At 66.3% G+C, this 24,253-nt stretch carries 21 protein-coding genes; 6 read left to right on the top strand and 15 right to left on the bottom strand.

Annotation, left to right across the window (positions count from 1 at the left end; all coding sequences use genetic code 11):
- Nucleotides 1-54: 54 nt before the first annotated feature.
- Together mog and yjgA are read right to left on the bottom strand one after the other, a co-directional pair.
- Nucleotides 55-675, bottom strand: coding sequence for a molybdopterin adenylyltransferase (gene mog, locus FAZ69_RS23235; protein ID WP_136897438.1), 621 nt, complete (start codon nt 673-675; stop codon nt 55-57).
- On the bottom strand, nt 656-1,267 hold the full coding sequence (gene yjgA, locus FAZ69_RS23230; RefSeq protein WP_136897437.1) for a ribosome biogenesis factor YjgA: 612 nt from the start codon (nt 1,265-1,267) through the stop codon (nt 656-658). Before yjgA ends, mog begins: the two co-directional genes overlap by 20 nt.
- A 271-nt stretch (nt 1,268-1,538) precedes the next feature.
- Here yjgA and pmbA point away from each other — a divergent pair, with 271 nt between their 5' ends.
- The gene (pmbA, locus tag FAZ69_RS23225) at nt 1,539-2,909 is read left to right on the top strand and encodes a metalloprotease PmbA (RefSeq protein WP_136897436.1); all 1,371 of its coding nucleotides are present in this window, start codon (nt 1,539-1,541) and stop codon (nt 2,907-2,909) included.
- 459 nt (nt 2,910-3,368) lie between these two features.
- Here the strand turns inward: pmbA and FAZ69_RS23220 are convergent, their stop codons facing one another.
- The 10 genes from FAZ69_RS23220 to FAZ69_RS34035 all read right to left on the bottom strand — a co-directional run bounded on the left by FAZ69_RS23220 (nt 3,369) and on the right by FAZ69_RS34035 (nt 12,953).
- Nucleotides 3,369-3,941, bottom strand: coding sequence for a hypothetical protein (locus FAZ69_RS23220; protein ID WP_136897435.1), 573 nt, complete (start codon nt 3,939-3,941; stop codon nt 3,369-3,371).
- Between the two features lie 465 nt (nt 3,942-4,406).
- A complete protein-coding gene (locus FAZ69_RS23215) occupies nt 4,407-4,913 on the bottom strand; it encodes a dihydrofolate reductase (RefSeq protein WP_136897434.1) in 507 nt (168 codons plus the stop codon).
- Nucleotides 4,914-5,009: 96 nt separating this feature from the next.
- Nucleotides 5,010-6,521, bottom strand: a complete 1,512-nt coding sequence (locus FAZ69_RS23210) for a sigma-54 dependent transcriptional regulator (RefSeq protein ID WP_136897433.1) — start codon at nt 6,519-6,521, stop codon at nt 5,010-5,012.
- Nucleotides 6,521-7,945 (bottom strand): hypothetical protein, encoded by a 1,425-nt coding sequence (locus FAZ69_RS23205; RefSeq protein ID WP_439654791.1) that lies wholly within the window; start codon nt 7,943-7,945, stop codon nt 6,521-6,523. The genes FAZ69_RS23210 and FAZ69_RS23205 overlap by 1 nt, the downstream gene beginning before the upstream one ends.
- Nucleotides 7,946-8,112: 167 nt before the next feature.
- A complete protein-coding gene (locus tag FAZ69_RS23200) occupies nt 8,113-8,937 on the bottom strand; it encodes a peptidase C39 (protein ID WP_136897431.1) in 825 nt (274 codons plus the stop codon).
- Nucleotides 8,938-8,943: 6 nt separating this feature from the next.
- Nucleotides 8,944-9,654, bottom strand: coding sequence for a C39 family peptidase (locus tag FAZ69_RS23195; RefSeq protein ID WP_136897430.1), 711 nt, complete (start codon nt 9,652-9,654; stop codon nt 8,944-8,946).
- Nucleotides 9,655-9,785: 131 nt separating this feature from the next.
- Nucleotides 9,786-11,183: a FapB/FapC family functional amyloid domain-containing protein gene (locus FAZ69_RS23190; RefSeq protein ID WP_136897429.1), complete on the bottom strand. Its 1,398-nt coding sequence runs from the start codon at nt 11,181-11,183 to the stop codon at nt 9,786-9,788.
- Between the two features lie 23 nt (nt 11,184-11,206).
- Nucleotides 11,207-11,851 (bottom strand): FapB/FapC family functional amyloid domain-containing protein, encoded by a 645-nt coding sequence (locus FAZ69_RS23185; protein WP_136897428.1) that lies wholly within the window; start codon nt 11,849-11,851, stop codon nt 11,207-11,209.
- Nucleotides 11,848-12,339, bottom strand: coding sequence for a FapA family amyloid fibril periplasmic chaperone (locus FAZ69_RS23180; protein ID WP_136897427.1), 492 nt, complete (start codon nt 12,337-12,339; stop codon nt 11,848-11,850). The genes FAZ69_RS23185 and FAZ69_RS23180 overlap by 4 nt, the downstream gene beginning before the upstream one ends.
- Nucleotides 12,340-12,455: 116 nt before the next feature.
- Nucleotides 12,456-12,953, bottom strand: a complete 498-nt coding sequence (locus FAZ69_RS34035) for a hypothetical protein (RefSeq protein WP_240702428.1) — start codon at nt 12,951-12,953, stop codon at nt 12,456-12,458.
- Nucleotides 12,954-13,500: 547 nt separating this feature from the next.
- Here FAZ69_RS34035 and FAZ69_RS23170 point away from each other — a divergent pair.
- Nucleotides 13,501-14,865, top strand: a complete 1,365-nt coding sequence (locus FAZ69_RS23170) for a sigma-54 dependent transcriptional regulator (protein WP_136897426.1) — start codon at nt 13,501-13,503, stop codon at nt 14,863-14,865.
- Nucleotides 14,866-15,035: 170 nt separating this feature from the next.
- Complete coding sequence (locus FAZ69_RS23165; RefSeq protein WP_136897425.1) at nt 15,036-16,007, top strand: thymidylate synthase; 972 nt, start codon at nt 15,036-15,038, stop codon at nt 16,005-16,007.
- A 100-nt stretch (nt 16,008-16,107) separates the two neighbouring features.
- Here the strand turns inward: FAZ69_RS23165 and FAZ69_RS23160 are convergent, their stop codons facing one another.
- On the bottom strand, nt 16,108-18,768 hold the full coding sequence (locus tag FAZ69_RS23160; RefSeq protein ID WP_136897424.1) for a DUF6600 domain-containing protein: 2,661 nt from the start codon (nt 18,766-18,768) through the stop codon (nt 16,108-16,110).
- Nucleotides 18,769-18,942: 174 nt separating this feature from the next.
- Nucleotides 18,943-19,659, bottom strand: a complete 717-nt coding sequence (locus FAZ69_RS23155) for an ArsR/SmtB family transcription factor (RefSeq protein ID WP_136897465.1) — start codon at nt 19,657-19,659, stop codon at nt 18,943-18,945.
- Between the two features lie 248 nt (nt 19,660-19,907).
- On the opposite strand from FAZ69_RS23155, the gene FAZ69_RS33380 reads away from it, so the two are divergent.
- A complete protein-coding gene (locus FAZ69_RS33380; RefSeq protein WP_169708737.1) occupies nt 19,908-20,057 on the top strand; it encodes a hypothetical protein in 150 nt (49 codons plus the stop codon).
- Nucleotides 20,058-20,123: 66 nt separating this feature from the next.
- On the opposite strand, the gene FAZ69_RS23150 is transcribed toward FAZ69_RS33380, so the two are convergent.
- Nucleotides 20,124-22,367 (bottom strand): PAS domain-containing sensor histidine kinase, encoded by a 2,244-nt coding sequence (locus tag FAZ69_RS23150; RefSeq protein WP_169708736.1) that lies wholly within the window; start codon nt 22,365-22,367, stop codon nt 20,124-20,126.
- A 235-nt stretch (nt 22,368-22,602) separates the two neighbouring features.
- Between FAZ69_RS23150 and FAZ69_RS23145 the strand changes: the two genes are divergently transcribed.
- Together FAZ69_RS23145 and FAZ69_RS23140 are read left to right on the top strand one after the other, a co-directional pair.
- Nucleotides 22,603-23,631, top strand: a complete 1,029-nt coding sequence (locus tag FAZ69_RS23145; RefSeq protein ID WP_136897422.1) for a GlxA family transcriptional regulator — start codon at nt 22,603-22,605, stop codon at nt 23,629-23,631.
- 71 nt (nt 23,632-23,702) lie between these two features.
- Entirely contained in the window at nt 23,703-24,206 is a 504-nt protein-coding gene (locus FAZ69_RS23140) for an acyl-CoA thioesterase (protein ID WP_136897421.1), read from the top strand.
- The last annotated feature ends 47 nt before the right edge of the window (nt 24,207-24,253 follow it).

Raw genomic sequence — 24,253 nt, 5'->3', positions numbered from 1 at the left:
CGGGCGGCGTTGCCGTTGCCATTCCGGTGAGGGCGGGCCGCAACGGCCCGTTCGTCATTTCGTCTCGCGCCGCGCGCTTTTCGGCCGGAACGCGGCCACGACATCGTCGTTCGTTTCGATGTACGGGCCGCCGATCAAATCGATGCAATAGGGCACCGCGGCGAAAATGCCCGGCACCTTCACCGCGCCCGACGCGTCGCGCAAGCCTTCCAGCGTCTCCTGAATCGATTTCGGCTGGCCGGGCAGGTTCACGATCAGCGCCGCGTGATCGGGCGCCTCGCGAATCACCGCGACTTGCCGCGAGAGGATCGCCGTCGGCACGAAATTCAGGCTGATCTGCCGCATTTGCTCGCCGAAGCCGGGCATCTCCTTCGTACCCGCCGCGAGCGTCGCCTCGGGCGTCACGTCGCGACGCGCCGGACCGGTGCCGCCCGTCGTCAGCACGAGATCGCAGCCGGCCTCGTCGACGAGCTCGACGAGGGTGGCGGTGATCGTCGCGGCGTCGTCCTGGATCAGGCGTGTCTCGGCGCGCCATGGCGACTTCAGCGCCCCGGCGAGCCACGTTTGCAAGGACGGAATGCCCTTGTCTTCATAGACGCCGCTGCTCGCGCGGTCGCTGATCGACACGAGGCCGATCAGGATTTCATCGGGATGATTACGCGTTGGAGTCGTCATCGTCGTCTTCGGCGGGGGCGTCGTGTTCTTTGTCCGTGGAATCCGCGGCGCTGACCGTCTTGATCCACTGGAACAGCTCGCGGAAGTAGCGCGGCGGCTTGCCTTGCTGCGCCTCCTTGCGCGCGTTGCGGATCAGCGTACGGCCTTCCTGCGCGTCGGCGGCCGGGTGCTGGCGCAGGAACGCGGTGAGAGCCTCGTCGTCGGCGATGAGCGCGTCGCGGGTGCGCTCGATCCAGTGCAGCTTCGCCGTCTCGGCCTTGTTGACGCCGTTGTAGGTGTCGAGCGCCTGGCGCAGCGCGGCGGTTTCCTCGTCGGTCAGCGAGCGCATCACGCGGCCCACATACTGGATCTGCCGGCGCTTGCCTTCGTGATCGGTGATGCGGCGCGCTTCCTGCACGGCGTCGGCGAGGTCTTCCGGCATCGGCATGCGCTTGAGCGCGTCCTTGGGCAGCTCGACGAGCGTCAAGCCCAACTCCTGCAGCGCGTGCATTTCGCGCTTGAGCTGGGATTTGCTGGGACGGTCGTAGCCGTTTTCGTCGACATCGCCGGAGTCGGCGGACGACATGGGTTGAATGCGGGTTTTGCGTGTCATCCCGGCATTGTAGCGTGCCGGCAGGCGTCTTTCGCCCGGCCGGGGGCGGGGGAACGTCCTCATAGTCTGTTCGGATGCGCACGCTTGCGCGGCCGCGAACCGGGTTTATCGCCGCGTGGAATCGCAGGTGAACCGGCCCGGACCTTGCTATGATCGCGGGATGCGTGATCGGCATCACGACGCAACACGGATGGGCGCAGCAAGACCGCCTCCCGCTGGGCCCGCGGCGCACGGCCCCCACGAAACAGCTCAATACCGGACGGCTACAACGATGGCAGCAGACATGGAAGCCAAGCAGCGGTTTTTTCCGCACACGCAGAACGAACTGAAAGAGATCGCGTCAGACATTCTCCGTCACGCGAAATCGCTCGGCGCGACCGACGCCGCGACCGAAATCTCCGAAGGCGACGGTCTGTCGGTGTCGGTGCGGCGCGGCGAGGTCGAGACGATCGAGCACAACCGCGACAAGATGGTCGGCGTGACCGTCTTCATCGGCGCGAAGCGAGGCAACGCGAGCACGTCCGACTTCTCTCCGCAGGCGCTGCGCGACACCGTCGCCGCAGCCTACAACATCGCGCGCTTCACGGCCGAGGACAATTGCGCCGGCCTCGCCGAAACCGAGCTTCTGGAAACGGCGCCGCGCGATCTCGACCTCTATCACCCGTGGGACCTGACCGCCGACGAAGCGGTCGAGCTGGCCCGCCGCGCCGAAGACGCCGCGTTCGCGACCGATCCGCAGATCCGCAACTCCGAAGGCGCGAGCGTCTCCGCCCAGCATTCGCAGTTCGTGCTCGCGACGACGCGCGGCTTCCTGCACGGCTATCCGTACTCGCGCCACTACGTGGCGTGCGCGCCGATCGCGGGCAGCGGGCGCAACATGCAGCGCGACGACTGGTATTCGTCCAAGCGCAGCGCCGCCGAGCTCGCGGCGCCCGAAGCGGTGGGGCGCTATGCGGCCGAGCGCGCGCTTGCGCGGATGAGCGCGAAGGGGCTCGATACGCGCAAGGTGCCGGTGCTGTTCGAAGCGCCGCTCGCGGCCGGCCTGCTCGGCGCGTTCGTGCAGGCGACGAGCGGCGGCGCGCTCTACCGCAAGACCTCGTTCCTCGTCGACAGCCTCGGCAAGCCGGTGTTCGCGCCGCACGTGCAGATCACCGAAGACCCGCACGTGGCGCGCGCGATGGGCAGCTCGCCGTTCGACGAAGAGGGCGTTCGCACGAAGCAGCGCGCGGTGGTGAAGGACGGCGTGGTCGAAGGCTATTTCCTGTCGACGTATTCCGCGCGCAAGCTCGGCATGCAGACGACGGGCAACGCGGGCGGCTCGCACAACCTGTCGCTGACGAGCTCCGCGACGCGTCCCGAGGACGACTTCGAGGCGATGCTGAAGAAGCTCGGCACGGGCCTGTTGCTGACCGAGCTGATGGGGCAGGGCGTGAACTATGTCACGGGCGATTATTCGCGCGGCGCGTCGGGCTTCTGGGTCGAGAACGGCAAGATCCAGTATCCGGTCGAGGAGATCACGGTCGCGAGCACGCTCCAGGAGATGTTCCGGCACATCGTCGCGATCGGCGCCGATACGATCGTGCGCGGCACCAAGCAGACGGGCTCGGTGCTGATCGAACGGATGACGGTGGCGGGACAGTAAGGCAATGGGCGCTGCCGCGTTACGAATGCCGAGCCCATTCAGATCGCGGATAGTCCGGGCAAGCGCGCGCTTGCCCGGACACGCAAAACGGCCAAAGCTTGGGGGCGACCACGACGGTCGACGTACCGTTGATCTGCGAGAAGCCGGCGCCGTGGCTGGCATGCAGTGAGGAAATTCGCTTGAGTCAATCCGGCCGGCACCATCGTATCGGTCGCAGCTTGACCTAGCTAGGTAACGCCCGGAGATCAGCGTTCCGCTCAGCAAGACGGCCTGATTACCGTTTGCGAAATTGACCGTGACGTTATAACTGAAGGCGCTCGTTTCACCATCCGACCATAGGTACGTGATTTGACCGGGGCCTCCGGCAAGCAGGTCGGTGCAGGAAATTGTCCGCGTGACGGAGTAGTTGGCGGACGCACTTCTTATGCCGGACCCGTCCTAAGAGCGTGCCGCAGGACACTACAATTTTGGCGCGATCACAAGCGTTGCTGTGCCCCTGAGCTGATTGATGCCGGGGCCGGCACAGGCACTGAGGGCATTCGCCTGGCTTAGTCCGCTGCTGATAACGAAAGTGGTGATGGCCGTTTGACCGAGGTAACGCCCCGCCGTGATCGTTCCGCTGAATAAAATGACGGCGTTGCCCGCTGCGAAATTATCCGAAACGGTGTAACTGTACGCACTGGTCTCGCCGTCCGACCACTGAATCACATGCATTCCCGGGCCGCCGGTAACGTCCGTGCAAGCGAGATTCCGTGTTACCGAGTAATTGGCGGAGGCGCCGGTAATGCCGGAGCCATCCAGTACCTCGCACTTTGAATATTGTTCCGATACTTGAATTTGCTCCGATTGCTCGGTATTGATCAGCGGTGGGGAATAGGTTGCTAAATCCGTTCCGTTGCATACCACGGGATTTAGCGTAATTTGTGCGAGTGCCGGCGTCGTGAGGCTTGCGAGGCCAAGCAAAAGCAACGGGACGCATAACACTGCAGCAGTGGCCTTTACAATCCGCATGCATAGGGTGCTCATCAGCATGATCGACTCCTGAGTAAGGCTGAGGCATTAAGCTGATTTCGGTCTCGGCATTAGGCGGCGCAACTGCGGATGTGACAACCAAGGATTCTCCGTCAGCCGCGCCGTGCTCGTTCATGACGCAAAGCGAATCAATTCTCCCGGCTTCGAGCGTCCAATCGATAAGTAAATGCTCGTTAAAATCTCTTCGGATGAAAAGCCGAAATGAAATGCTTGATGGTAAATTGAAATGTGAAAAGACGTGTTTGTATCGTTGAGGTTGCGGCTATTTGGCGAGGTTTGTAAGCGCGTAGTGCTGGTTGCGGACGAGTCGAAATATAGCAGGTAATTTATCGAAGTAAAGATAAAGCTCGCCGATTTAATTCGCGTCGGCGAGCGGAAGTGATTGTTGCGTAAAATTGGATTGATGGTGAATTTGATGCGGCGGGTGAAACGACCGGTTGGCAAGCCGTCTTTGCCGCCTGACGTTCAATAGCTGCGGCGCTTGCGCCGATAAACCACGAACGCGTAATCGAAGTTATTCGGCGCGTGCGCGTGATGCGCCTCGCGCGACACCTCTTCCCATTCGTCAGGGTCCGGCGACGGAAACGTCGCGTCGCCGTCGAAGTCTTCGAGGATCTCGGTGATGATCATCTTGTCCGCCAGCGCCGCGCCTTCGGCGTAGAGCTGCGCGCCGCCGATCAGGAACGCCTCGGGCGCCTGGTCCTCGGCCGCGAGCGCCAGCGCCGCGCGCAGATCGGTGACCGTATCGCAGCCGTTGAAGCGCCGCGCCGCATCGCGCGTCACGACGACGTTGCGCCGTCCCGGCAGCGGCCGGCCGATCGATTCGTGCGTCTTGCGTCCCATGATGATGGGCGCGCCCATCGTCGTGCGCTTGAAGTGCCTGAGGTCTTCAGGCAAGTGCCAGGGCAGCTGGTTGTCGCGGCCGATCACGCCGTTGCTGGCGCGAGCGACGATCAGGGTCAGTGTCGTCATCGAGAAAATAGGGAGCCGTAATCCTGACGATTCTACCCGAGCCGATGAGCGCGCCCGGCGCTCGCCCGGCCGCGCCCGCCTTCGCACCGATTTGCGTCACTTGTGGGCGTCGCCATCCCCGTCGCCCGCGGCGGGCGGTTTGTCTTCCGAGGCCGTCGCGTCGCGCAGCCCGTGCGCGCCCATCAGCCGGTACAGCGTGACCCGCGAGATCCCGAGGTCCTGCGCCGCCTCGTTGAGCCGGTGCCGGTGCCGCAAGAGCGCCGATTCGATCGCGCGCTTCTCGGCGGCCTCGCGCGCCTGCGCGAGCGTCATCGCTTCCTGCCCGCTGTACTGCTCGAGGTCGAGGTCTTCGGCCGAGATCAGCTTGCTTTCCGCCATCACGATCGCGCGCCGCACACGGTTGATCAGCTCGCGCACGTTGCCGGGCCAGCCGTAGTTGTGCAGCGCCTCGATCGCCGATGGCGCGAAGCCGCGGATCTTGCGCGAGCTGTCGGTCTTGAACTTGTGCAGGATGTGGTGCGCGAGGATTTCGATGTCCTTGCCGCGCGCGCGCAGCGGCGGCTCGTCGACGCGCAGCACGCACAGGCGATGGAACAGGTCCGCGCGAAAGCGTCCGTCGCGCATCGCGGCGTCGAGGTCGACGTGCGTCGCCGAGATCACGCGCACGTCCACCGGAATCGATTCGTGGCCGCCGAGCCGCTCGATCTTGCCTTCCTGCAGGAAGCGCAACAGGCTCGCCTGGCTTTCGAGCGGCAGGTCGCCGATCTCGTCGAGAAAGAGCGTGCCGCCGTTGGCCGCCTCGACGCGGCCGATCTTGCGCTGGTTCGCGCCGGTGAACGCGCCGCGCTCGTAGCCGAACAGCTCCGATTGCAAGAGATGGTGCGGGATCGCGCCGCAGTTGATCGCGACGAACGGCGCCTTGCGCCGCGGCGAGCGCTCGTGGATCGCGACCGCGGTCAGCTCCTTGCCCGTGCCCGACTCGCCGGAGATGAAGACGGTCGCGTCGGTGTTCGCGACCTTGCGGATCGTGCGAAAGAGCTGCTGCATCGCGTCGCAGGTGCCGACCATCTCGTCGTCGCCGGCGCTCGCCACGCCGGCGACGAAGTCGAGGTCGCAGAGCGTCACCATGCCGTACGCGTGGCCGACGAGATAGTCGATCGTCGGGCTCGCAGCCGGCAGCTTCACGAAGTCGAAGCAGTAGTGACGGATGATGCGGCGCACCTCGCCGTCTTCGAGCTGCCCGGGGTCCGCGAGCGCGATCCAGCCGACCTGCTGCTGGCGCAGGCTCCCTTCGAGGCACGTCAGCTCGCGCGTGGTCATGCGCGTGACGTCGACGATCCCCGCATACGGCGCATCCGGCCGGATGGCGCGGGCGGCATCGGCGGCCGAGCGGGCCACCGACACGTGCCAGCCGCGCGAGCGCAGATGCTCGAGCAGCGCATCGTCGGGCACGCGCGCCACGTAGATCAGTGCTCGTTCGGCTTGCCCATTCACGTTCCGGACTTCCTTGGGATGCGCGATCGACAGGTGGGAAGGTGCCCCCGCGAACGGCGCTGCCGATGTCAAATGTGGTGATTCACGCACGATGACCCCGTTGTCGTCAGACATCAAAAAGTGTAGGGAAACCGCACGCCGACCACGAAGTTCGGCGCGTCGGGCGTGAGGCCGATCGACACCGATCCTTCGATGGTCAGGTGCTTGTTGACCACATGGTTCAAGCCGAAATTCAGGGCCGAGGCGACGGTCTCGCTGCCCGGCACCTTCTGCCATCCTTGCCCGGGCGCCTGCGTCTCGCTCTCGGGCTCGATCGCCATGGTGTAGGAGATGCTGGCCGAGTCCTTGTCGGAGAACGCGATGGCGACGCCGCTGCCCCACTGGATGATGTCGCCCAGCTTCACCTTCGCGGGCTCGACCTGGCCTTGCACCGCCGAGATGTCGGAGAACGAGCGCGCGACGTTGTACGTGTACGAGAGACTGCCGAACAGCACGACCGGATCGTAGGTCTTCAGCAGCGATACGCCCGCCGTGATGTTCCAGAAGCCGGTGCCCGTGGGCAGCTTGGAGGGCGCGACGAGGCTCGTGTTGTTCGGGTCGACCTGCTCGAGCTTGATGCCGAACGGCGACGTGCCCGTCGGCGCCTTCACGCGCAGGCTGCCGACCACGTCGGGCAGGTTGTTGGTCTCTTTCAGGAACTGGTAGTAGATCCCGAAGTTGACGTCGCCGAGGTTGCTCGATGTCGCGGACGCGTCGGACAACTGGCTCGCCGCGCCGCCCGCGCCGCCGACGATGAAGTTGCTGTGCCGGTAGACATAGGGCACGTCGACGTCGACGCTCAAGCGGTCGGTCAGGCCGTAGCGCGTGTCGACATCGGCCATCAGCTGGTGCGACTTCGTCTCGCCGAGGTTGATGTTGCCGAGGAAGATCGCATCGAGCGCGAGGAAGCCCGACAGCTGCAATTGGCGGCGGTCGTAGTAGGTGTCGCTGATCCCCCAGTCCACCGTGAGCTTGTGATCGAAGAGCGGTGCATGCTCGCGCTGCACGACGGCGTTTTCCGCCTCGGTGCGCTGCGGCTCCGCGGCCTTCTGCGTGGTGCCGATGGTGCCGTCGGAGGGAGCCGCCGCCGCGCTGCCGCCCGATTGCGGCACGGGCGGGTTGGCTTGCACGCCGGTCGCCGTGCTGGTGCCGCCGCTCGGCCCGGGTGCGCCGGGTGCGACCTGCGCGATTTGCGCGAGCGGCGGCAGCGGCGCCGGCAAGCCGTCCTCGCCGGGAGGCGCGGCGACTGCGGCGTTTTCGTCGGCCGCGCCGCCAGTCAATCCGCGTCCGCGCTGTGACATCTCCAGATTGGTCACCTGGCGCTCGAGCACCTGGATCTGCCGCTGCTGCTCGTCGACGACGCGCATCAGCGTGTCGAGCCTGTCCTCCAGCGATTGATTGCCGAGTGCCTGCGCGTGCGCGCCCTGCGAGAGCGCGAACAGCAGCACCGCTGCTGGTATTGCCGCCAGCGCGCTTGACGGCGCGCGCCTTGCTGACATCTTGGTCATTGTGTTCCCCCCGGTGGGCCGGCGGCTCGCCGTCAGGTCTCCTCTCGTGCGCGCCGCCGCCATTGACTTTTTGTTGCCGTACTACCCGGTCCTGCCATCGGTCCTTCCTGCTGCCCGGTCCTTAGTGCCATTGGCGGGTTGCGGCCCGCCGAGCGTGGTCATCTCCCCGGCATCGAGCGGTTCTGCAGTGCCTGCATCACGCCGAGTTGCCGCAGCAGGTTGCCCGACATCTGCTGGGTCTGCAGGTGCAGTTGCAGCGCATTGCTGACGGCCTGGTTGTTGCCCGCGATCTGCAGCAACTGCGCGACCGCCCCGGCTTGTTGTGTGTTGTTGGGGGCGACGCTCTGTGCGGCGAGGCCGGCCGGCGTCTTTAGCGCAACCGTCACGCCGCCGCTGTCGAACGCGATGCTGGCCTTGATGCTGCCGGATGCGTTGCTGGCGTTGGCGCTAGGCGAGTTCGCGCCGCCCGGTATCGACGGAATCGATGCGTTACTGAAATCGATGGTCGTCGAGTTCGAGCCGACGTTGCCGTTGCCTGCCACTTGAGTCACTTGCGAGACGCCGTTGACCGAGATGTTCTGGCCGCCGGTCGCGATCGCATGCGGGTTGGCGCCGTTCGAGCCGGCGTTCGTACGGTCATGCACGTGCGCCGACGTGCGCACTTGCGCCGACATCTGGTCGTCGGCGTTGGCGGTCACGGCAAGCGAACCTTGCGCGACTGCCGTCGCGCCGTCTGGCAAATGCCATTGAGAAAGCAGGTTCAGGACGAACCCGGAAATCATGGATGAGCCGGCGTATTTGCCGGTCTGGCTGGCGAGCACGTCGTCGTCGACCGCCTGCCATTTGACGGCTTGCGATGCAGCTCCGGTCGACAGGAATCCGGGCGACGCCATCGCGGTGTTCTCCGATGCCGACACACCGCTTGCGACGCTGCACGCCGAGAGGCAAAGCGCGAGGCCGAGAGGCGAAAATGGGTGCTTCATGGTGGTTCAGAACCAGTCTGCCTTGGACAATCCGTAATCGACGAAAGGCGTCGCGGCCGAGCTGGTCGCCAGTGCGCTTTCGCGCAGCTTCAGGGCCAGCGACACGTTGTCCTGCAACAGCGGGGAATCCTCCCTGAACGGTTTGCCGAGGACCGCGAAGACGAGTCCGTTCCAGGTCTTCACGAAGTCCTCTTCCAATACGACGCGATTGCCGAGCGCCGGGTCGGCGATGAAGATGCGGCCTTCCTCGGCATGCTTGACGATGACGAAGTGCTCGTAGCCGTTGATGTCCATCAGCACCATGACGGGAATCTGCAGGTGATACAGCGCATCGGCGTTGACCCGGAAGCCGCGTCCGCGCAGCCCGATCGTCTCGACGAACTTCTTCATGTCGAGCATCGAGAAGCCGTTCTTCACGACGACTTCGGGCGTGGAGAACGCCATCATGCGGTGAATCAGTTCGGTTTCCGGAATATCGATGCCGTAGCCGTACTTGAGGAGCGTCGCCAGGGCGGCCGCACCGCAGCTGTAGTCGAACTGCTGGCTGACGATGTGGCCATAGCGGATGTCTCGCATCGAGCGCACCGTTTTCGTGAGAGGCACGCCTGCAAGATTAGTCGTATCGATGGTCGACTGTGAGTGGCTTGCCGCACACATCAAGCTGCAAGCCATCCCCACAGCGAGCCGCCATGCCGAGAACCGGTCAAGCCCGGACATGCTGGTCTCCATACTCTGGTCCCATGCAACGCTGTCTTCTGTGCGCCGGCCCTCGTAACGAAGGCCGGCGCGAACTCCCGACCGCTTAGGTCACAGCTGCGCTACCGCTGACGCGGTGCCGATCGACTGGCTCAGTGGCTCATGCTCGTCGAAGCGATGGCAAGCCCGTTGTGCTGGACGTTGCCCGCGCCGCCGGCGATGTTGATGCCGATGTTGCCTTGCGCGCCTTGCAGCGAGCTGGCGCCGAGCCTGGCCGTGCCGCCCATCGAGCCGGAGAAGTCCATGCCGGCCTTCTGGTCGTTGTCGTCGGTGGCGACCATCGCGACGGCCGAAGCGCTACCCGGCGACACCATCGAGGTCGACGCGGCAAGGCTGTTGTTCTGCGCGTTGCCGACACCCGAAGCCACGTTCACGCCAACGTTGCCGGACACTTGACCGAGCGAGTTGTCGCCGATCGACGCGTTGAACACGTATTTATCCACATGTGCTTTGCCACCGGTGCTCTGATTGCTGAAGATCTGCGCGTTGCCGAACACATCGCCGACATCGACTGCGGCGAGCGACACGTCGTTGCTTTGCGCGTTGTCGACGCCTTCCGTGATGTTGAGGCCGAGGTTGCCCGATATGCCGCTGCCCGCGTTATCGCCCGTGGTTGCCGTCAGCGTGGTCGGGTCGCGCGTGTCGATGTAGGTCGTGACACTGCCGGAGACGGAGACGCTCGACTCATCGATGTTCTTGCTGAAGCTCCAGGACTTGCCTTCGCTCTCACGCGACTTCATGGATTCGACTTCATAGCCCGACGACTTCTCGGAGTACGATTGGCTGCCCGAGCCCGACTCGTTCTCGTAGCTCCAGCTGTTGCGCTCGCCAGAGCCTTCCGCGGCGTTGAACTTGCCATGGATGCCCGACTCGTTCTCATAGCTCGATGCCTTGTAGCCGGCCGAGAAGCCGCCTTGCGCATGGAAGCCATTGACGGTATGGCCCGGATCGTTGTCGGAGAAGGTCGTCACGACGCCGCCCGCCTTGCCGCCCGCCGAAATGTGCGCGCCCGAGCTTTCCTTCTCCTTGCTGAACCAGCCGCCGATCGACGCGTTCTGCTCGCTGTAGTTGTACCCGCCGCCCGAGGCTTCCTTGCTCTTTTCCGAATAGGAGTAGGACGACGACTTCGAATAGCCCGAGGCTTCCTTCGATGCGTAGAAGCTGTTGCTCCATTCCGTGCTGGACTTGGAGCCGCTGCCGCTGACCGAGGAATGGCTGACGTCGAACGTGGTCGTGACCGAACCCTTCGTGTAGGAGCCCGACAGCGGGTCGAGGTCGACATTGGCCCAGACGCTCTGGTTGTTCTGGATCACGGCGCCCGCGGTGCTCGACACGTTCACGCAGCCGAACAGCGCGACCCAGCCTTCGATGCCGACCCTTTCGCCGACCGCGGTGTAGTTGAAGATGAACGAGTCTTTGTCACGGTCATGCGCAAACGCGCTGCTCGTGGCGATCGCGAGGACTGCTGCTGCAATAAGAGTGCGCTTCATGATGACGCTCCGATACGACTAAGTTAAAAAAAAGTGCCCGCCGGGGGACGGAGCACAAAACTATTTGCCGTGGCATTACCGGCGCCGGCCGTCTGGTTGATTTGCGCGACTCCGTTGACGTTCTTGAAGGCGTCGTTGCTGATGATCGCCTCGCGTGCGTCGTGGGCTCCCGCTCGTGGCCCCAGACCTCCTTGCTTGGGGGCCGTCGCGGACAGCTCGCTGTCCGAGACGGTCTCCATCCCTGACACTGCAGCGCCAAGGCCGACGCTGTTGCGCTGGAGATTTGCTGCGCCCGCAGACTGGTTCACCATCACCGCTCCGGACGTATTCGAAAATGCGTTGCCTTCTATGCTTGCGTGCGCGCTTGTCACGCGCGCCGCCGCGCTCGCGCTTTGCGAGCCGCCGTTGTAGACGCCGCCGTTGGGCGTGCCGCTGACGATCGCCAGTTGATTGCTTTGCGCGTTGTTCAGGCCGGCGGTCTCGTTGACCGTGAGCGCGCCGTTTGCGCCGTTCAGCGCGCCCGGCGCAATCGACGCGTCGCCGGTGACCACGGCGGCTTGCGCGAGGGCGTGATGGGGCGCGGCGAAGGTGAGGGCGGCAACGCCCGCAAGGCAGGTCAGCGCGCAGTTGGCGAGCCGGCGGCGCTCGGTGGTGAGCGGTGCTTTCATTTCAACGCTCCCAGCGCGGCGCCGAGCGGCGCGAGCGCGCCCGTCACCGACATCGAAATCTGTCCACCCACGCCCACGCTCGGCTGCGGCAGCGCATTGGCGCCCACCGCGACATTGCTGCCCGTCGCCGAGCCGGACAAGAGCTTGGTGATCCCCTGCAGGCCGGCTTCGCTGCCGTTCAGGTTGCCGGCCGACACGCCGTTCGAGCCGTGCGCGTTGGTCAGGTCGAGATCGGAGACGACCGAGGCCATCATCGGATTGAAGGTCGTGGCCGGGAACGTCGTGGCCCTGACCGCGACCGGGTCCTGGTTTCTCGGCACCGGAGCAAACGCGTCGCGCGGCGTGACAGTGCGCTCGACGATGATGTCGCCGGGATTGCCGCTTTGCTGGGCGTCGGCGCTCTGTGCCGCGCCGGCGAGTGCGGTGACGAGCGTGGTGACAAGCGCGAGTGCACGAGGCGCGCGCTTGGGAAAGCGTGAGGCGGTCATGTCGTATTCCCCCGCAACGGCCGAACGTGTCGGTTTCTTGTTGCTGTTGAAAAATCGGTCCCGCGAGTTCGTCTGGTTACTTTCCGTTCCTTGCTTGTTGCTGCTCGTTGCCGCGCCTACTTGCGCGTGTAGCTCGCGACGTTGCCTTGCGCGGAGCGTCCCTGGTCGACGGGAACGGGCAGCGGGGCGGGCGGGGCGATTTCGTCCCACAGCGTTACGGCGTTGGCGCCGTGCATCAGCTGCGGCGTCGCGGCGATCATCACCATGCCGACTCGTCCGCCGCGCTGCCGCGACAGCACTTGGTCGTCGAGCTGCGGCGTGTCGAGCGGCACGGCGCTGCCGTTGTCGGCGCCGGCTTCGAGCGCGTCGCCGTCTTCGGTCATGGCCGGTGCGGCGTCGAACTCCAGCACTGCGGGCGTCGCGGCCAGGCTGTGCGGCAGAGGCGCCAGCATCGGCCAGGCGCTCGCGACGGCGAGGCTCGCGGCCTGCACCGAACTCGCATCGGCGGCTTCCTGTGCGCCGGCCGCGAGCGGCAACGCAAACGGGACGAGCGCGGCGAGGAGTCTTGCCAGGGCGAGACGCTTACGCAGAGAAAGGAAGGAAACGATGGACATGGCGTTGTCTCCGGTGTGCCGGATATTTAGCGAGAGCCATGCCATCGGCCGCAAACCGTTGCCGCAATTGACGGCCCGAAAAATGCCGCAATGCGGAATGCAGGAAAATCAGGGAAAGTGTTTCAGCGCTGAAACGGGGACAAATTGCACTGCAATTTCATATTGGCGAGTGCTTACAAAATCACTTCGAGCCGTTCCGGGATTTCGGGGAAAAATGCATTTATTAGTTGTATGAAGAATGATGGATTTATAGCGGAGACGCTTATGGGCAGGGCCTTTTCGAATAATTTCTTCGCATAATTGTGTTCGTGGACTCGGCGGTATAGTAAGCTCTCAAAACAGCTTCAGCCTTCTAAATAAGACCATTTCGATGGTCATCAGCGTTACACACGCCGCTTACGGGGATCCGCTTTCCACACGGAATGGAATGGAAAGGCCGTTCGGTATTCGTATTCATATACGAATACCGAGGAGTTTCAGCGGGCTCGCGCCAGGTGATTCGAGCGCGTCGTCATCCTTGGCGTTTGTCGACGAGAGGATCTGAAGAATGGAATCCGCAATGCGGCAACTGATTTATGTGACTCGGGACCCCAGCGCACGGCTGAATTTGGAGTTCCACCAGCGCGGCTGGCATGTGGATGTCGCCGGCAGCGCGCGCGATGTGCGTCGCGCTGTGCGCAGCGACATGGCGGCAGGAGGCCTGCTGGATCTTTCGAGCCGCTTTCAGCAGCACGAAATCGTCGCGTTCGAGTCGTGCCTGACGATGCCCAACGTCGGCTGGGTCGCGACCACTTCGCCCGGCCAACTGCAGGACGCCGCGGTGCGGCGCTTGATACGCGACTACTGTTTCGATTACGTGACCATGCCGTACGCCGAGGATCGCATCGTCGATTCGGTGGGGCACGCATATGGGATGGTGTCGCTCGACGAGGCTCCGGCGTCGAACGATGCGGCGCGTGTCGGCGAAGGCGAGATGGTCGGCTCGTGCGACGCGATGATGGCGCTGTTCCGCTCGATCCGCAAAGTCGCGTTGACCGATGCGCCCGTGTTCATCTCGGGTGAATCGGGCACCGGCAAGGAGCTGACGGCGGTCGCGATCCACGAGCGCTCGTCGCGGCGCGCCGCACCGTTCGTCGCGATCAACTGCGGCGCGATTCCTCCTCACTTGCTGCAATCGGAGCTGTTCGGCTACGAGCGCGGCGCGTTCACGGGCGCGAACCAGCGCAAGATCGGCCGCGTCGAGGCGGCCAACGGCGGCACGCTTTTTCTCGACGAGATCGGCGACCTGCCGCTCGAAAGCCAGGCGAGCCTGTTGCGCTTCCTGCAGGAAGGCAAGATCGAGCGGCTCGGCGGGCATGCGTCGGTGCCGGTGGACGTGCGCATCATCTCGGCGACGCACGTCGACATGCATCAGGCGATGCTCGAAGGGCGTTTTCGCGCGGACCTCTATCACCGCCTGTGCGTGCTGCAGATCGACGAGCCGCCGCTGCGCGCGCGCGGCAAGGACATCGAGCTGCTTGCGCGGCACATGCTCGAGCGCTTCAAGAAGGACGCGAGCCGGCGCTTGCGCGGCTTCTCGCCCGACGCGATCGCCGCGCTCCACAACTACGGCTGGCCCGGCAACGTGCGCGAGCTGATCAATCGCGTGCGGCGCGCGATCGTGATGTCGGAGGGACGCTCGATCACGGCGCACGACCTCGAGTTGTCCGAGTATGTGGAGATCGTGCCGGTGTCGCTCGCGCAGGCGCGCGAGGCGGCCGAGCGGCAGGCGATCGAGCTGGCGCTCCTGCGCCATCGCGGACGCCTGGGCGACGCCGCCCAGGAGCTCGGCATCTCGCGCGTGACGCTGTATCGCCTGCTGTGCGCGCACGGGATGCGGCATATGGAGGAGGAATCGGTGTCGGGCCGATGAGGCTTCGGTGACGTGTCGATGCGGCGCGTGCGGCGCTGTTCACCCGCTCGCGTGCGGTGAGCGTTGCCGCGCCGCTTGTTAGAATCGGGGCTATCGCTAAAAAAGCCGTGGCCGCCTCGCGCCGCGGACCGCCTGCGCGGCCTCGCGCGCCGCGCCGAAGGAAACCCCGAATGAAACAGTACCTGGACCTCGTCCGCACGATTCTCGACACCGGCACCTGGCAGGAAAACCGCACCGGCATCCGCACGATCAGCATCCCCGGCGCGATGATGCGCTTCGATCTGCAGCAGGGCTTTCCGGCTGTCACGACGAAGAAGCTCGCGTTCAAGTCGGCGATCGGCGAGATGATCGGCTTCCTGCGCGCATCGCGCAGCGCCGCCGATTTCCGCGATCTCGGCTGCAAAGTATGGGACGCGAACGCGAACGACAATCCGCAGTGGCTGGCCAATCCCTATCGCGAAGGCCCCGACGACCTTGGCGACGTCTACGGCGTGCAATGGCGCCGGTGGCCGGCCTACAAGCTGCTGAACGCGGATGCCGCCGCGCAGATCGCCGACGCGACCGCGCGCGGCTATCGCATCGTCACGCAGTTCGACGAGGACGGGCAGGGCAAGGTGCTGCTCTACAAGGCCGTCGACCAGTTGCGCCAATGTCTCGACACGATCATGCAGAACCCGGGCGACCGGCGCATTTTGTTTCACGGCTGGAATCCCGCGCTGCTCGACCAGATCGCGCTGCCGGCGTGTCATCTGCTCTACCAGTTCCTGCCGAACGCCGCGCGCCGCGAGATTTCGCTGTGCCTGTACATCCGCAGCAACGACGTCGGCCTGGGCACGCCGTTCAACCTGACCGAAGGCGCGGCGCTGCTGTCGCTCGTCGGACGCTTGACGGGCTATGCGCCGCGCTGGTTCAGCTATTTCATCGGCGACGCGCATATCTATGAAAACCAGCTCGACATGCTCAGGCGCCAGCTCGAGCGCGAGCCGTACGAAAGCCCGAAGCTCGCGATTTCGGAGCGTGTGCCGAGCTACGCCGAGACGGGCGTCTACGAGCCCGAGTGGCTCGAGAAGGTCGAGCCGGCGGATTTTTCGCTGGTCGGCTACCGGCACCATGAACCGTTGACGGCGCCGATGGCGGTGTGATGCCGGCGATCGGCTTGGAATAAGCCGCGATGTAGCGGCAGCAAGATGCAAAAAGCCCGCGGACGGTGCCGCGGGCTTTTTGCTGTTTACAACGCGCGGGTCACTGTTGCTTGTGCTCGTCGCGACCGCCGGCGGCGTGCTGCTCCGGATGCGGCTGGGGCTGCGGGCGCGGTTCGGCGTGCGCCTGCGGCTGGGGCTGCGGACGCGGCTCGGCGTGTACCTGCGGTTGAGGCTGGGGCTGCGGACGCGGCTCGGCATGCACTTGCGGTTGAGGCTGGGGCTGCGGACGCGGCTCGGCATGCACTTGCGGTTGAGGTTGGGGTTGCGGACGCGGCTCGGCATGTACCTGCGGTTGAGGCTGGGGCTGCGGACGCGGCTCGGCATGCGCCTGCGGTTGAGGCTGCAGTTGCGGTTGCGGACGCGGTTCCGGGCGAGCCTGCGGCTGCTGCTCGGCGTGCTGCTGGACCTCCGGACGCGGCGGTTGCGGCTGTTCCACACGCTGTTGCTGCTGGAACTGCGGCCGCGGCTCGCCGCCCTGCGGCGCGCGCGCTTCCTGACGAGGCACGCCGCCCTGCGGCGCCTGCGCACCCGGATGCGGCACCTGCTGCTGCGCCTCGCGACCCGGCATGGCGCCAGGCTCGCCGCGCTGCTGCGCCATCGGCGCGTGCGGCTCCTGTGCGCCCGGCACGTGGGGACCTTCGTGCGGCGCGCCGTTCACGTTCCCCATCATTTGTTGCTGCGGCGGGCGCGGCACGCCGTTGTTGCCCGGCTGGCCGTGCTCGACCGCCATCGGCGTGTGCGGCAAGGCCTGGCCGAGTTCGGGGCGCGGCGCGTTCGGCGCAGCGTTGCCCGGCTGGCCGTGCTCGACGGCCATCGGCGTGTGCGGCAAGGCTTGGCCGAGTTCGGGGCGCGGCGCGTTCGGCGCAGCGTTGCCCGGCTGGCCGTGCTCGACGGCCATCGGCGAATGCGGCGCGGCTTGTCCGAGTTCCGGACGCTGGGCGTTCGGCATGCCCGGCGCCGGACGCTCGCTCGCCTGCGCCGGACCATGCATCGGCGCCACGACCGGCGAATGCATGTTGACGAGCCGCACGTCGCGCGCCGGCGCCGCGCCAGGCGCTCCCGGCGCGCCATGCGCCTGTTGACCGGCGAAGCCCGCCGGCGGCGCGGTGCGCACGACCGGGGCGCCGGCGCCCGGCACCTGGCCGCCGCCTTGCGCGAAGCGCTGTGCGAGGTGGTCGTGGAACGCCGCCGGCACGACCGGGTTGCGCGTCGCGACGATCTGACGCGCCATCGCGGTTTCCGGCGGGCGATAGTTCGCCTGGCGCAGCCCCGATCCGAAGCTCTGGCTGACCGGTGCGATGCCCGGCGCGCCCGCGCTGATCCGCGCGTTGCGCAATTGCTGCGGATCGACCTTCTGGGCGAAGCGCATGACCGGCTGACCGTGCACGAACGCCGTCGCAGGCACCGCCGTCACCGCGCCCGGCACGCGGTAGTTGACGTACGTGTTGTGGATGTTGTTGATGTTCGTGATGTTGGTGACGTTCACGTTGTTGTTGACGATCACCGTCTGGTTCACGCGCTCGTAGTAGCGCGGGCTCCAGCCGCCCCAGCTCGGGTGCCAGACTTCGCCCGGGCCGAGCGGGAACCACGCGCAACCCGCTGCTGCCGCGCCGCCGATCGTGAGGCTGACGCTCCAGTCCACGCCGCCGCCCCCGCCGCCGACGAACGCGACGAGCGCCGGCGCATAGACGGGCGGCTCGCTGACGACGACCGGCCCCGGCACCCAGCCCCAGCGGTCGCCGACGTACGCCCAGCGGCCGTAGTGATAGGGCGCGAAGCCCCACGGCGCGTCGTCGACCCAGGTCCAGCCCCACGGCGCCTGCCAGACCCAGTGGCCTTCGTGATACGGCGCCCAGCCTGCGGGCACCGAGTTCGGCACCCAGACCGCGCCGTACTGAGGATCGTTGTTCCAGGTGCCGTTCGCGTCGAGGTCTTGGTAGCCGGGAATGTCGCGCGACACGTAGCGTGCGGAAATCGAGCGGTTTTCGGCGGCGTTGCGGTTTTCGGCCCATTGATCGAACGCGTCGGGCGGCGGCACGTCGTTGTTCGCCACTTGCTGCAGATTGGTGCCGGCGAACGTGACCTGCTGGCCGCCCTGCATCGGGATCTGGCCGCCGTCGCCGTACACGGTGACCGAGCCGTCGCGGACCGTCACCGTCGTCGAGCTGCCGTCGGGCGCGACGTCGACGCGATAGTCGCCGGGGCCGGTCACGCCGACTGCGACGTTCGGCGTATCGATCTCATACGAGGAACCGGGCTGCAATTGGCGCACGTGCGTCGACAGCGTGCCTTGCGCGACCTTGAGTTGCGCGCTGGTGTCGTCGAGGTTGAGGATGTCGAGGCTCGTCGAGTTGGACAGGCGCACCGCCGTCGAGCCGATGTGCAGCTCCGAGCGCGCGTTGGTGTCGTTCCAGAGCTGGTCGCCCGTGGTGAGCGGCCGGTTGAGCGTGGCGTAGGACCAGTCGGTCGCGCCGGCGGGTTCGGTCGTCACGGCGCCCGCCATGTAGTTCAGGCGCGCGACGCGGCTCGGCGGATCGACGCTCTGGGTGGCCGGCGCGGTTTGCGGCGGCATGTCCTGCGGTGGCTCGGTCTGGGCGAACGCCGCGTGCGAGGCGAGCGCGAACGGCGCGGTGGCGAGCAGCACGTAACCCGTCAGGCGACGGAGGGTCAATCGAGGCGATGTGGTTATTGGCGTTTTCATGATGGTCCGGTTTCCGAGACGGGTGGATGCTACGGGATTCCGTGACTTCACTCTAGCCTTTGCCCATATTTCAAAGCGCTCTGTTTTGTAAGTCTCCTGTCGCCTTCTGTAACAAAGATTGTCCAGTCCCCAAATGCGTAATTCGGCTCGAAGCGCCCCGTAATACAAGGGCTTTCAGGCGGTAAGGATGGCGTCGAACTGGCGATGTCCGGCCGGCGTGATGCGCAGTACGCGCGGCTTTTCGGCGCGCTCGATCCAGCCTTGCTCCGACCAGCTCGCGAGCAGTGCCGCGCCGAGCGCGCCGCCAAGGTGGGCGCGCCGCTCGCTCCAGTCTAGGCAGGTGCAGGCGAAGCGCCGGCGCTTGCCGCGCTCGCGACCGATGTCGACGCCCAGGCGCGCGAGCCGGCCGGCGCCGCATTCGGTCGCCTCGATCGCGTCGCCGTCCTGGACCAGCCAGCCGTCGCCGAGCATCTTCTCGAAGACGCGCACCGCGAGCTCGCCCGCCATGTGGTCGTAGCAGGTGCGCGCGTAGCGCATCTCGAGCGGCACCGTGCGGGCGGGGCGCGGCGTCGCGCGCTGTGACGCGCTCGCCTGCGCGAGGTTGGCGAGCGCCTCGATCGACGCGGCGACGTCGGGCGTCGCGATCCGGTAGTAGCGATGCCGCCCGCGCACTTCGAGCGCGAGCAGACCGCCTTCGCTGAGCCGCGCGAGATGGCCGCTCGCCGCCGACGGCGAGAGCCCCGCGATCAGCGTCAGCTCGCCGGCGGGGCGGGCGCTGCCATCCATCAGCGCCCAGAGCATCGCGGCTCGGCCAGGATCGGCGAGCAGCGCGCCGATGCGGCTCAAGCCGGGAAAATGGCCTTCGTCGTGGTCTGGGAGGGGGGCGGGCATGGTGGTCTCCGGATTGGCGATGCCGGCTACGGCAGGGTGGTTCATGCCGATACTCTAGCGTCGTCGTGCATTCGATGTTTCAGCTTGGCGCGAAATGTGGGATGCGCCCCGCTGGGGGCGATGGCGGGGAGATTCGACCGGCGATAAGCGGCAGGCGCCGCCAGCCGGACGCGAATCTGAGCCGGTATACCCCGCTGCGCTAGAATCGATTTCTTCCTTCGCGCAAGGCGACGAACAAGGTCTCGGTCATGAAAGCGTTTCTGGCGGCGTTATTGTTGCTCTCGGCCGTTCTGCTGTGCGGCGCGTGCGCGCAAGGCGGCAGCCCGGCGTCCGGCGCCGGATCGGGCAGCATCACGATGTACGGCACGATCGACGAGGGCATCACGTTCCACAAGTAGCCGGGCTGCGGTCAAGCGGGGCTCATCGGCCCCTCATCGGCCCCTCATCGGCCCCTCATCGGCCCCTCATCGGCCCATCTCCCGCCCCGGCTGCCGCACGGGCACGCGCACATTGATCACCGTGCCCGCGCCGCGCGAGCTGGCGACCGTGATCTTCCCGCCCAGCATCATCACGCGCTCCTTCATCCCCGCGAGCCCGAACGAATTCCGGCGGATCGCGTCCGGATCGAATCCCCGGCCGTCGTCGCGCACTTCCAGCACGCAATCGTCGCCTGCCTGCCGCAGCCCGATCACCACTTCGCTGGCGCCAGCGTGCCGGGCCACGTTGGTCAGCGCCTCCTGAACGATCCGAAAGAGCGCGATGGCCCGGTCCTCGTCGAGCGGGATGCCTTCTTCCGGTATGAGCAGGCGGCATTGCGCGCCGCCGTCGCGCGAAAACTCCGCGGCCAGCCACTCGAGCGCCGCGACGATGCCGGCATCCATCGCCGTCGGGCGCAGCGAGGTCACGACTTCGCGCAGCACCTCGATGGTCCGGTCGTTGACCGCGAGGAGCTTCTGAATGTGCTCAGCCAGCGCCGGGTTGTCGCGCGCGAACACGATGCGCAGCGTCGACACCCCCATGCGCAAGCCCGTGAGCTGCTGTCCGAGCTCGTCGTGCAATTCGCGGGCGATGCGCGTGCGCTCCTCTTCGCGAGCGGTTTCCCGGCGCGAAGTCAGCTCCCGCAGCATCTCGTACGATTCGCGCAGGCGACGCTCCGCCTCTTTGTGCGCCGTGATGTCGTGCCACACCGTCAGCACGCTCTGGATCGCGCCGTCGGCGCCGAATTCGGGCACTGCCTGGATGTACCAGCAGCGCTCCTTGACGCCGTCGTCCCAGACCAGCTCGAACTTGGTCGTCACGCCGGATTGCATGATCTCGTGCAGCATCGCCTTGAGCCGCTCCGCGACTTGCGGCGAACCGCGCCCTTCGCCCGCCGGCTTGCCGAGCAGCAGGCTCGCGTCGAGGCCGGCCAAGCGCTCGAACTCCGGATTCACGTAGGTGCGCAGGCACGCCCGGTCATAGCGGACGATCGGGTCGGGCGCGTTTTCCGCGAGCGTGCGGAACGCCCGCTCGCTGTCGCGCAGCGCCTGCTCGGTCGCTCTCAGCCGCGTGATGTCGCGTGCCACGCCGAGCACGCTGACGACCCGGCCTTCGGGCGTCATCTCCGGAATGTGCCGGACCTCGAATATGCGTTCGCCCTCGAGCGTGATCCAGGTCACTTCCTGGCAATTCTCCTTGCCCTCGGAAAACGCGCGCCGGATTGCCGCTTCGAGCAGTCTGTTCTTGTCGACGTCGCCAGGCGATGCCATATCGCTGGGCTGCTTACCGATGAAGCGCTCGAGCGGAGTGCCCATCACCCGGATGACGGCCGGATTGACATAGGTGAAGCGGCACTCGCGGTCGAACCGGCAGATGAAGTCGGGAAAATTTTCGGCGAGCGCGCGGAACAGCTGTTCGTTGCGCTTGAGCTCGTCGACGTCGCGATAGATCGCGAGCATGCTCGCGACCTTGCCGTCGGACCCGAACTCCGGAACGACGCGCATGTGGCCCCAGTGAAAGGCGCCGCTCGTATCCTTGAGCAGCATCTCCCCGACGGCCTGGGTCCCGGTCTCGACGACGCGGCGCAGCAACGCCATGTAGTGGGCCCGGTCGACGAAAAGCGACACCTCGGCCGGAGTCTTGCCGAGCAGTTCGCCCGCGCTGCACTCCATCAGCGAGAGCAGCGCCGGGTTCGCGTAGATGCGGCGATAGTCGAGGTCGTAGCGGGCGATGTAGTCGGGTGAGTGCTCGACCACGGCGCGAAAGGTTTGCTCGTTCGCGTGCGGCCGCTCCTCGGCGTGCTTGTGCGCGGTGATGTCGCGCGCGATGCCCGCGATGCGCAGCACGTTGCCGGACGCGTCGAGCTCCGGCATCAATGTCGAGCGGCAATGCAGCTGGCCGCGCGGCAGGTCGAGCGTGAGCTCCTCGTCGCGCTTCGCCGCCGCCGACGCGCAGCGCCGGTACGCATCGCAGAGCACGCTCGCCGCCTTCGACGGCAGCGCTTCGTCGACGAAGCTCCCGAGCAGCGCCTCGCGCGGCGCGCCGAACAGCCTCTCGCAGGCCGGATTGACTTCGAGCATGCGAAAGCGCCCCTCAGGGGCCGCCTCGACCACATAGAGCGCGTCCGACACGTTCTCGAAGATCTGCCGATAGCGCGCCTCGCTTTCGCGCAGGGCTTGCTGCGCTCGCTGGGTGCTGACGGCTGTCTCGTCGCGCTGTGACTCGCTCATGTTCCACCTGCAGTGATGCCGGGAGGGCGCCGCCTGTCTCCCCGCAACGCCGTGGCGACACCAGCGCCAGTGTAAGCGTGGCCCGCTGTATTGTCTGCATGGGGTTGACGCTCGCGCCGGCCCGGTGTCCGGGGGGCCGGCCACCATCTCGCCGCTGGCAGAAATTGATGCATCATTGGCGCAACTGCCAACCGCGAGCGTGGGATGATCCCGCCATCGCCACCGAGGGTTCGCCATGCCTGATGTGCCGCCGGATGAAGTCCGCCATGTCGTCTTCGCCGTCGCGCCCGATCTCGTGCTGCTCGACGCGGCCGGTCCGCTCGAGGCGTTCTGGCGCGCCGAGCTGACCGCGCGCGCGAGCGGCCAGGGCAAGCACGGCGCGCCGGCCGCGTACCGGACGACGGTGGCTTCGATCGACGGCGGCGCGCTCGAGACCTACCCCGGGCTGCCGATCGTCACCGAACGGCTCGACGCGTTCGACGAGACGCCGATCGATACGCTGATCGTCCCAGGCGTTCCCGCCGACGAAGGCCTCGTGCTGCAACCGGCGCTCGTCGACTGGATCGCGCGCCGCGCGCCGCGGATCCGGCGCGTCTGCTCGGTCTGCACCGGCGCGTTCTACCTTGCGGCGGCGGGCGTGCTCGACGGCCGCCGCGCGACGACCCACTGGCGCAGCGCCGAGCGTCTCGCGCGGCGCTTCCCGGCCGTGCAGGTGGACGCCGACCCGATCTTCATCCGCGACGTGCGCGACGGCCGCGCCGTCTGGACCTCGGCGGGCGTCACGGCGGGTATCGACCTGTCGCTCGCGCTGATCGAAGAAGATCTCGGCCACGACGTCGCGATGCAGGCTGCGCGGCGGCTCGTCGTGTTCATGAAGCGGCCCGGCGGCCAGTCGCAATTCAGCGCGGCGCTCAACGCGCAGGCGTCCGCGGGCGGCGCGTTCGACGCGCTTCACAGCTGGATGACGGAGAACCTGCACGACGACCTGTCGGTGGAGCGGCTCGCCGAAGAGGCGCGGATGAGCCCGCGGACCTTCGCGCGGCGCTATGTCGACGAAGTCGGGCGCACGCCGGCCAAGACCGTGGCGGCGCTGCGCCTGGAGGCGGCCTCGCGCGCGCTCGCGCAATCGGCGCGGCCGCTCAAGCGCATCGCGCTCGAGTGCGGCTTCGGCAGCGAGCAGAATCTGCGGCGCGCTTTCGTGCGCTGCTTCGGCGTGCTGCCGCTCGATTACCGCGAGCGTTTTGCATCGCCGCATTCGGGTTGATGCCCTCGAGCGCGCGACATTTTGCCCCTTTATAATCGGCTCCTTTCGATCCTTGCCTGACCGGAGTCACGATGAGCACGCCCGCCGCTTCACTGGACCGTTCCGAAACCACCTTTCGCTTTCTCGCGGAACCGACGTCCGTCAATTTCGGCGGCAAGGTGCACGGCGGCGCGCTGATGAAGTGGATCGACGAGACCGCCTACGCGTGCGCAGCCGTCTGGTCAGGCCGCTACTGCGTGACGGTGAGCGTCGGCAACATCCGCTTTCGCCGGCCGATCCTGGTCGGCAACCTGGTCGAGCTGCGTGCGCGCGTCGTCGCGACGGGGCGCACCAGCATGCACATCCACGTCTCGGTTCATGCCGGCGACCCGAAGAGCGGCCAACTGCGCTTGACGACCGATTGCCTGATCGTCTTCGTCGCCGTCGACGAGACCGGCACGCCGATCCCGGTGCCGACCTTCGTGCCCGAGACCGACGAGCAGAAGCGCGTCGCGAAGTACGCGATGGATGTGAAGGCGGCGCTCGACGCGATCGTCGAGTTGAAGCCTGACGAAATCGCCAAAGGGAAGATCTGATGGCAGGCGTGGTTCAGGCCACGCCCGCTGATTCGTGCCGGTTTGAA

It is taken from the genome of Trinickia terrae (assembly GCF_005144415.1).
GTDB lineage: Bacteria > Pseudomonadota > Gammaproteobacteria > Burkholderiales > Burkholderiaceae > Trinickia_A > Trinickia_A terrae.
The sequence above is the reverse complement of the archived record's forward strand: the minus strand, read 5'-3'. Positions and strand labels throughout refer to the sequence as shown.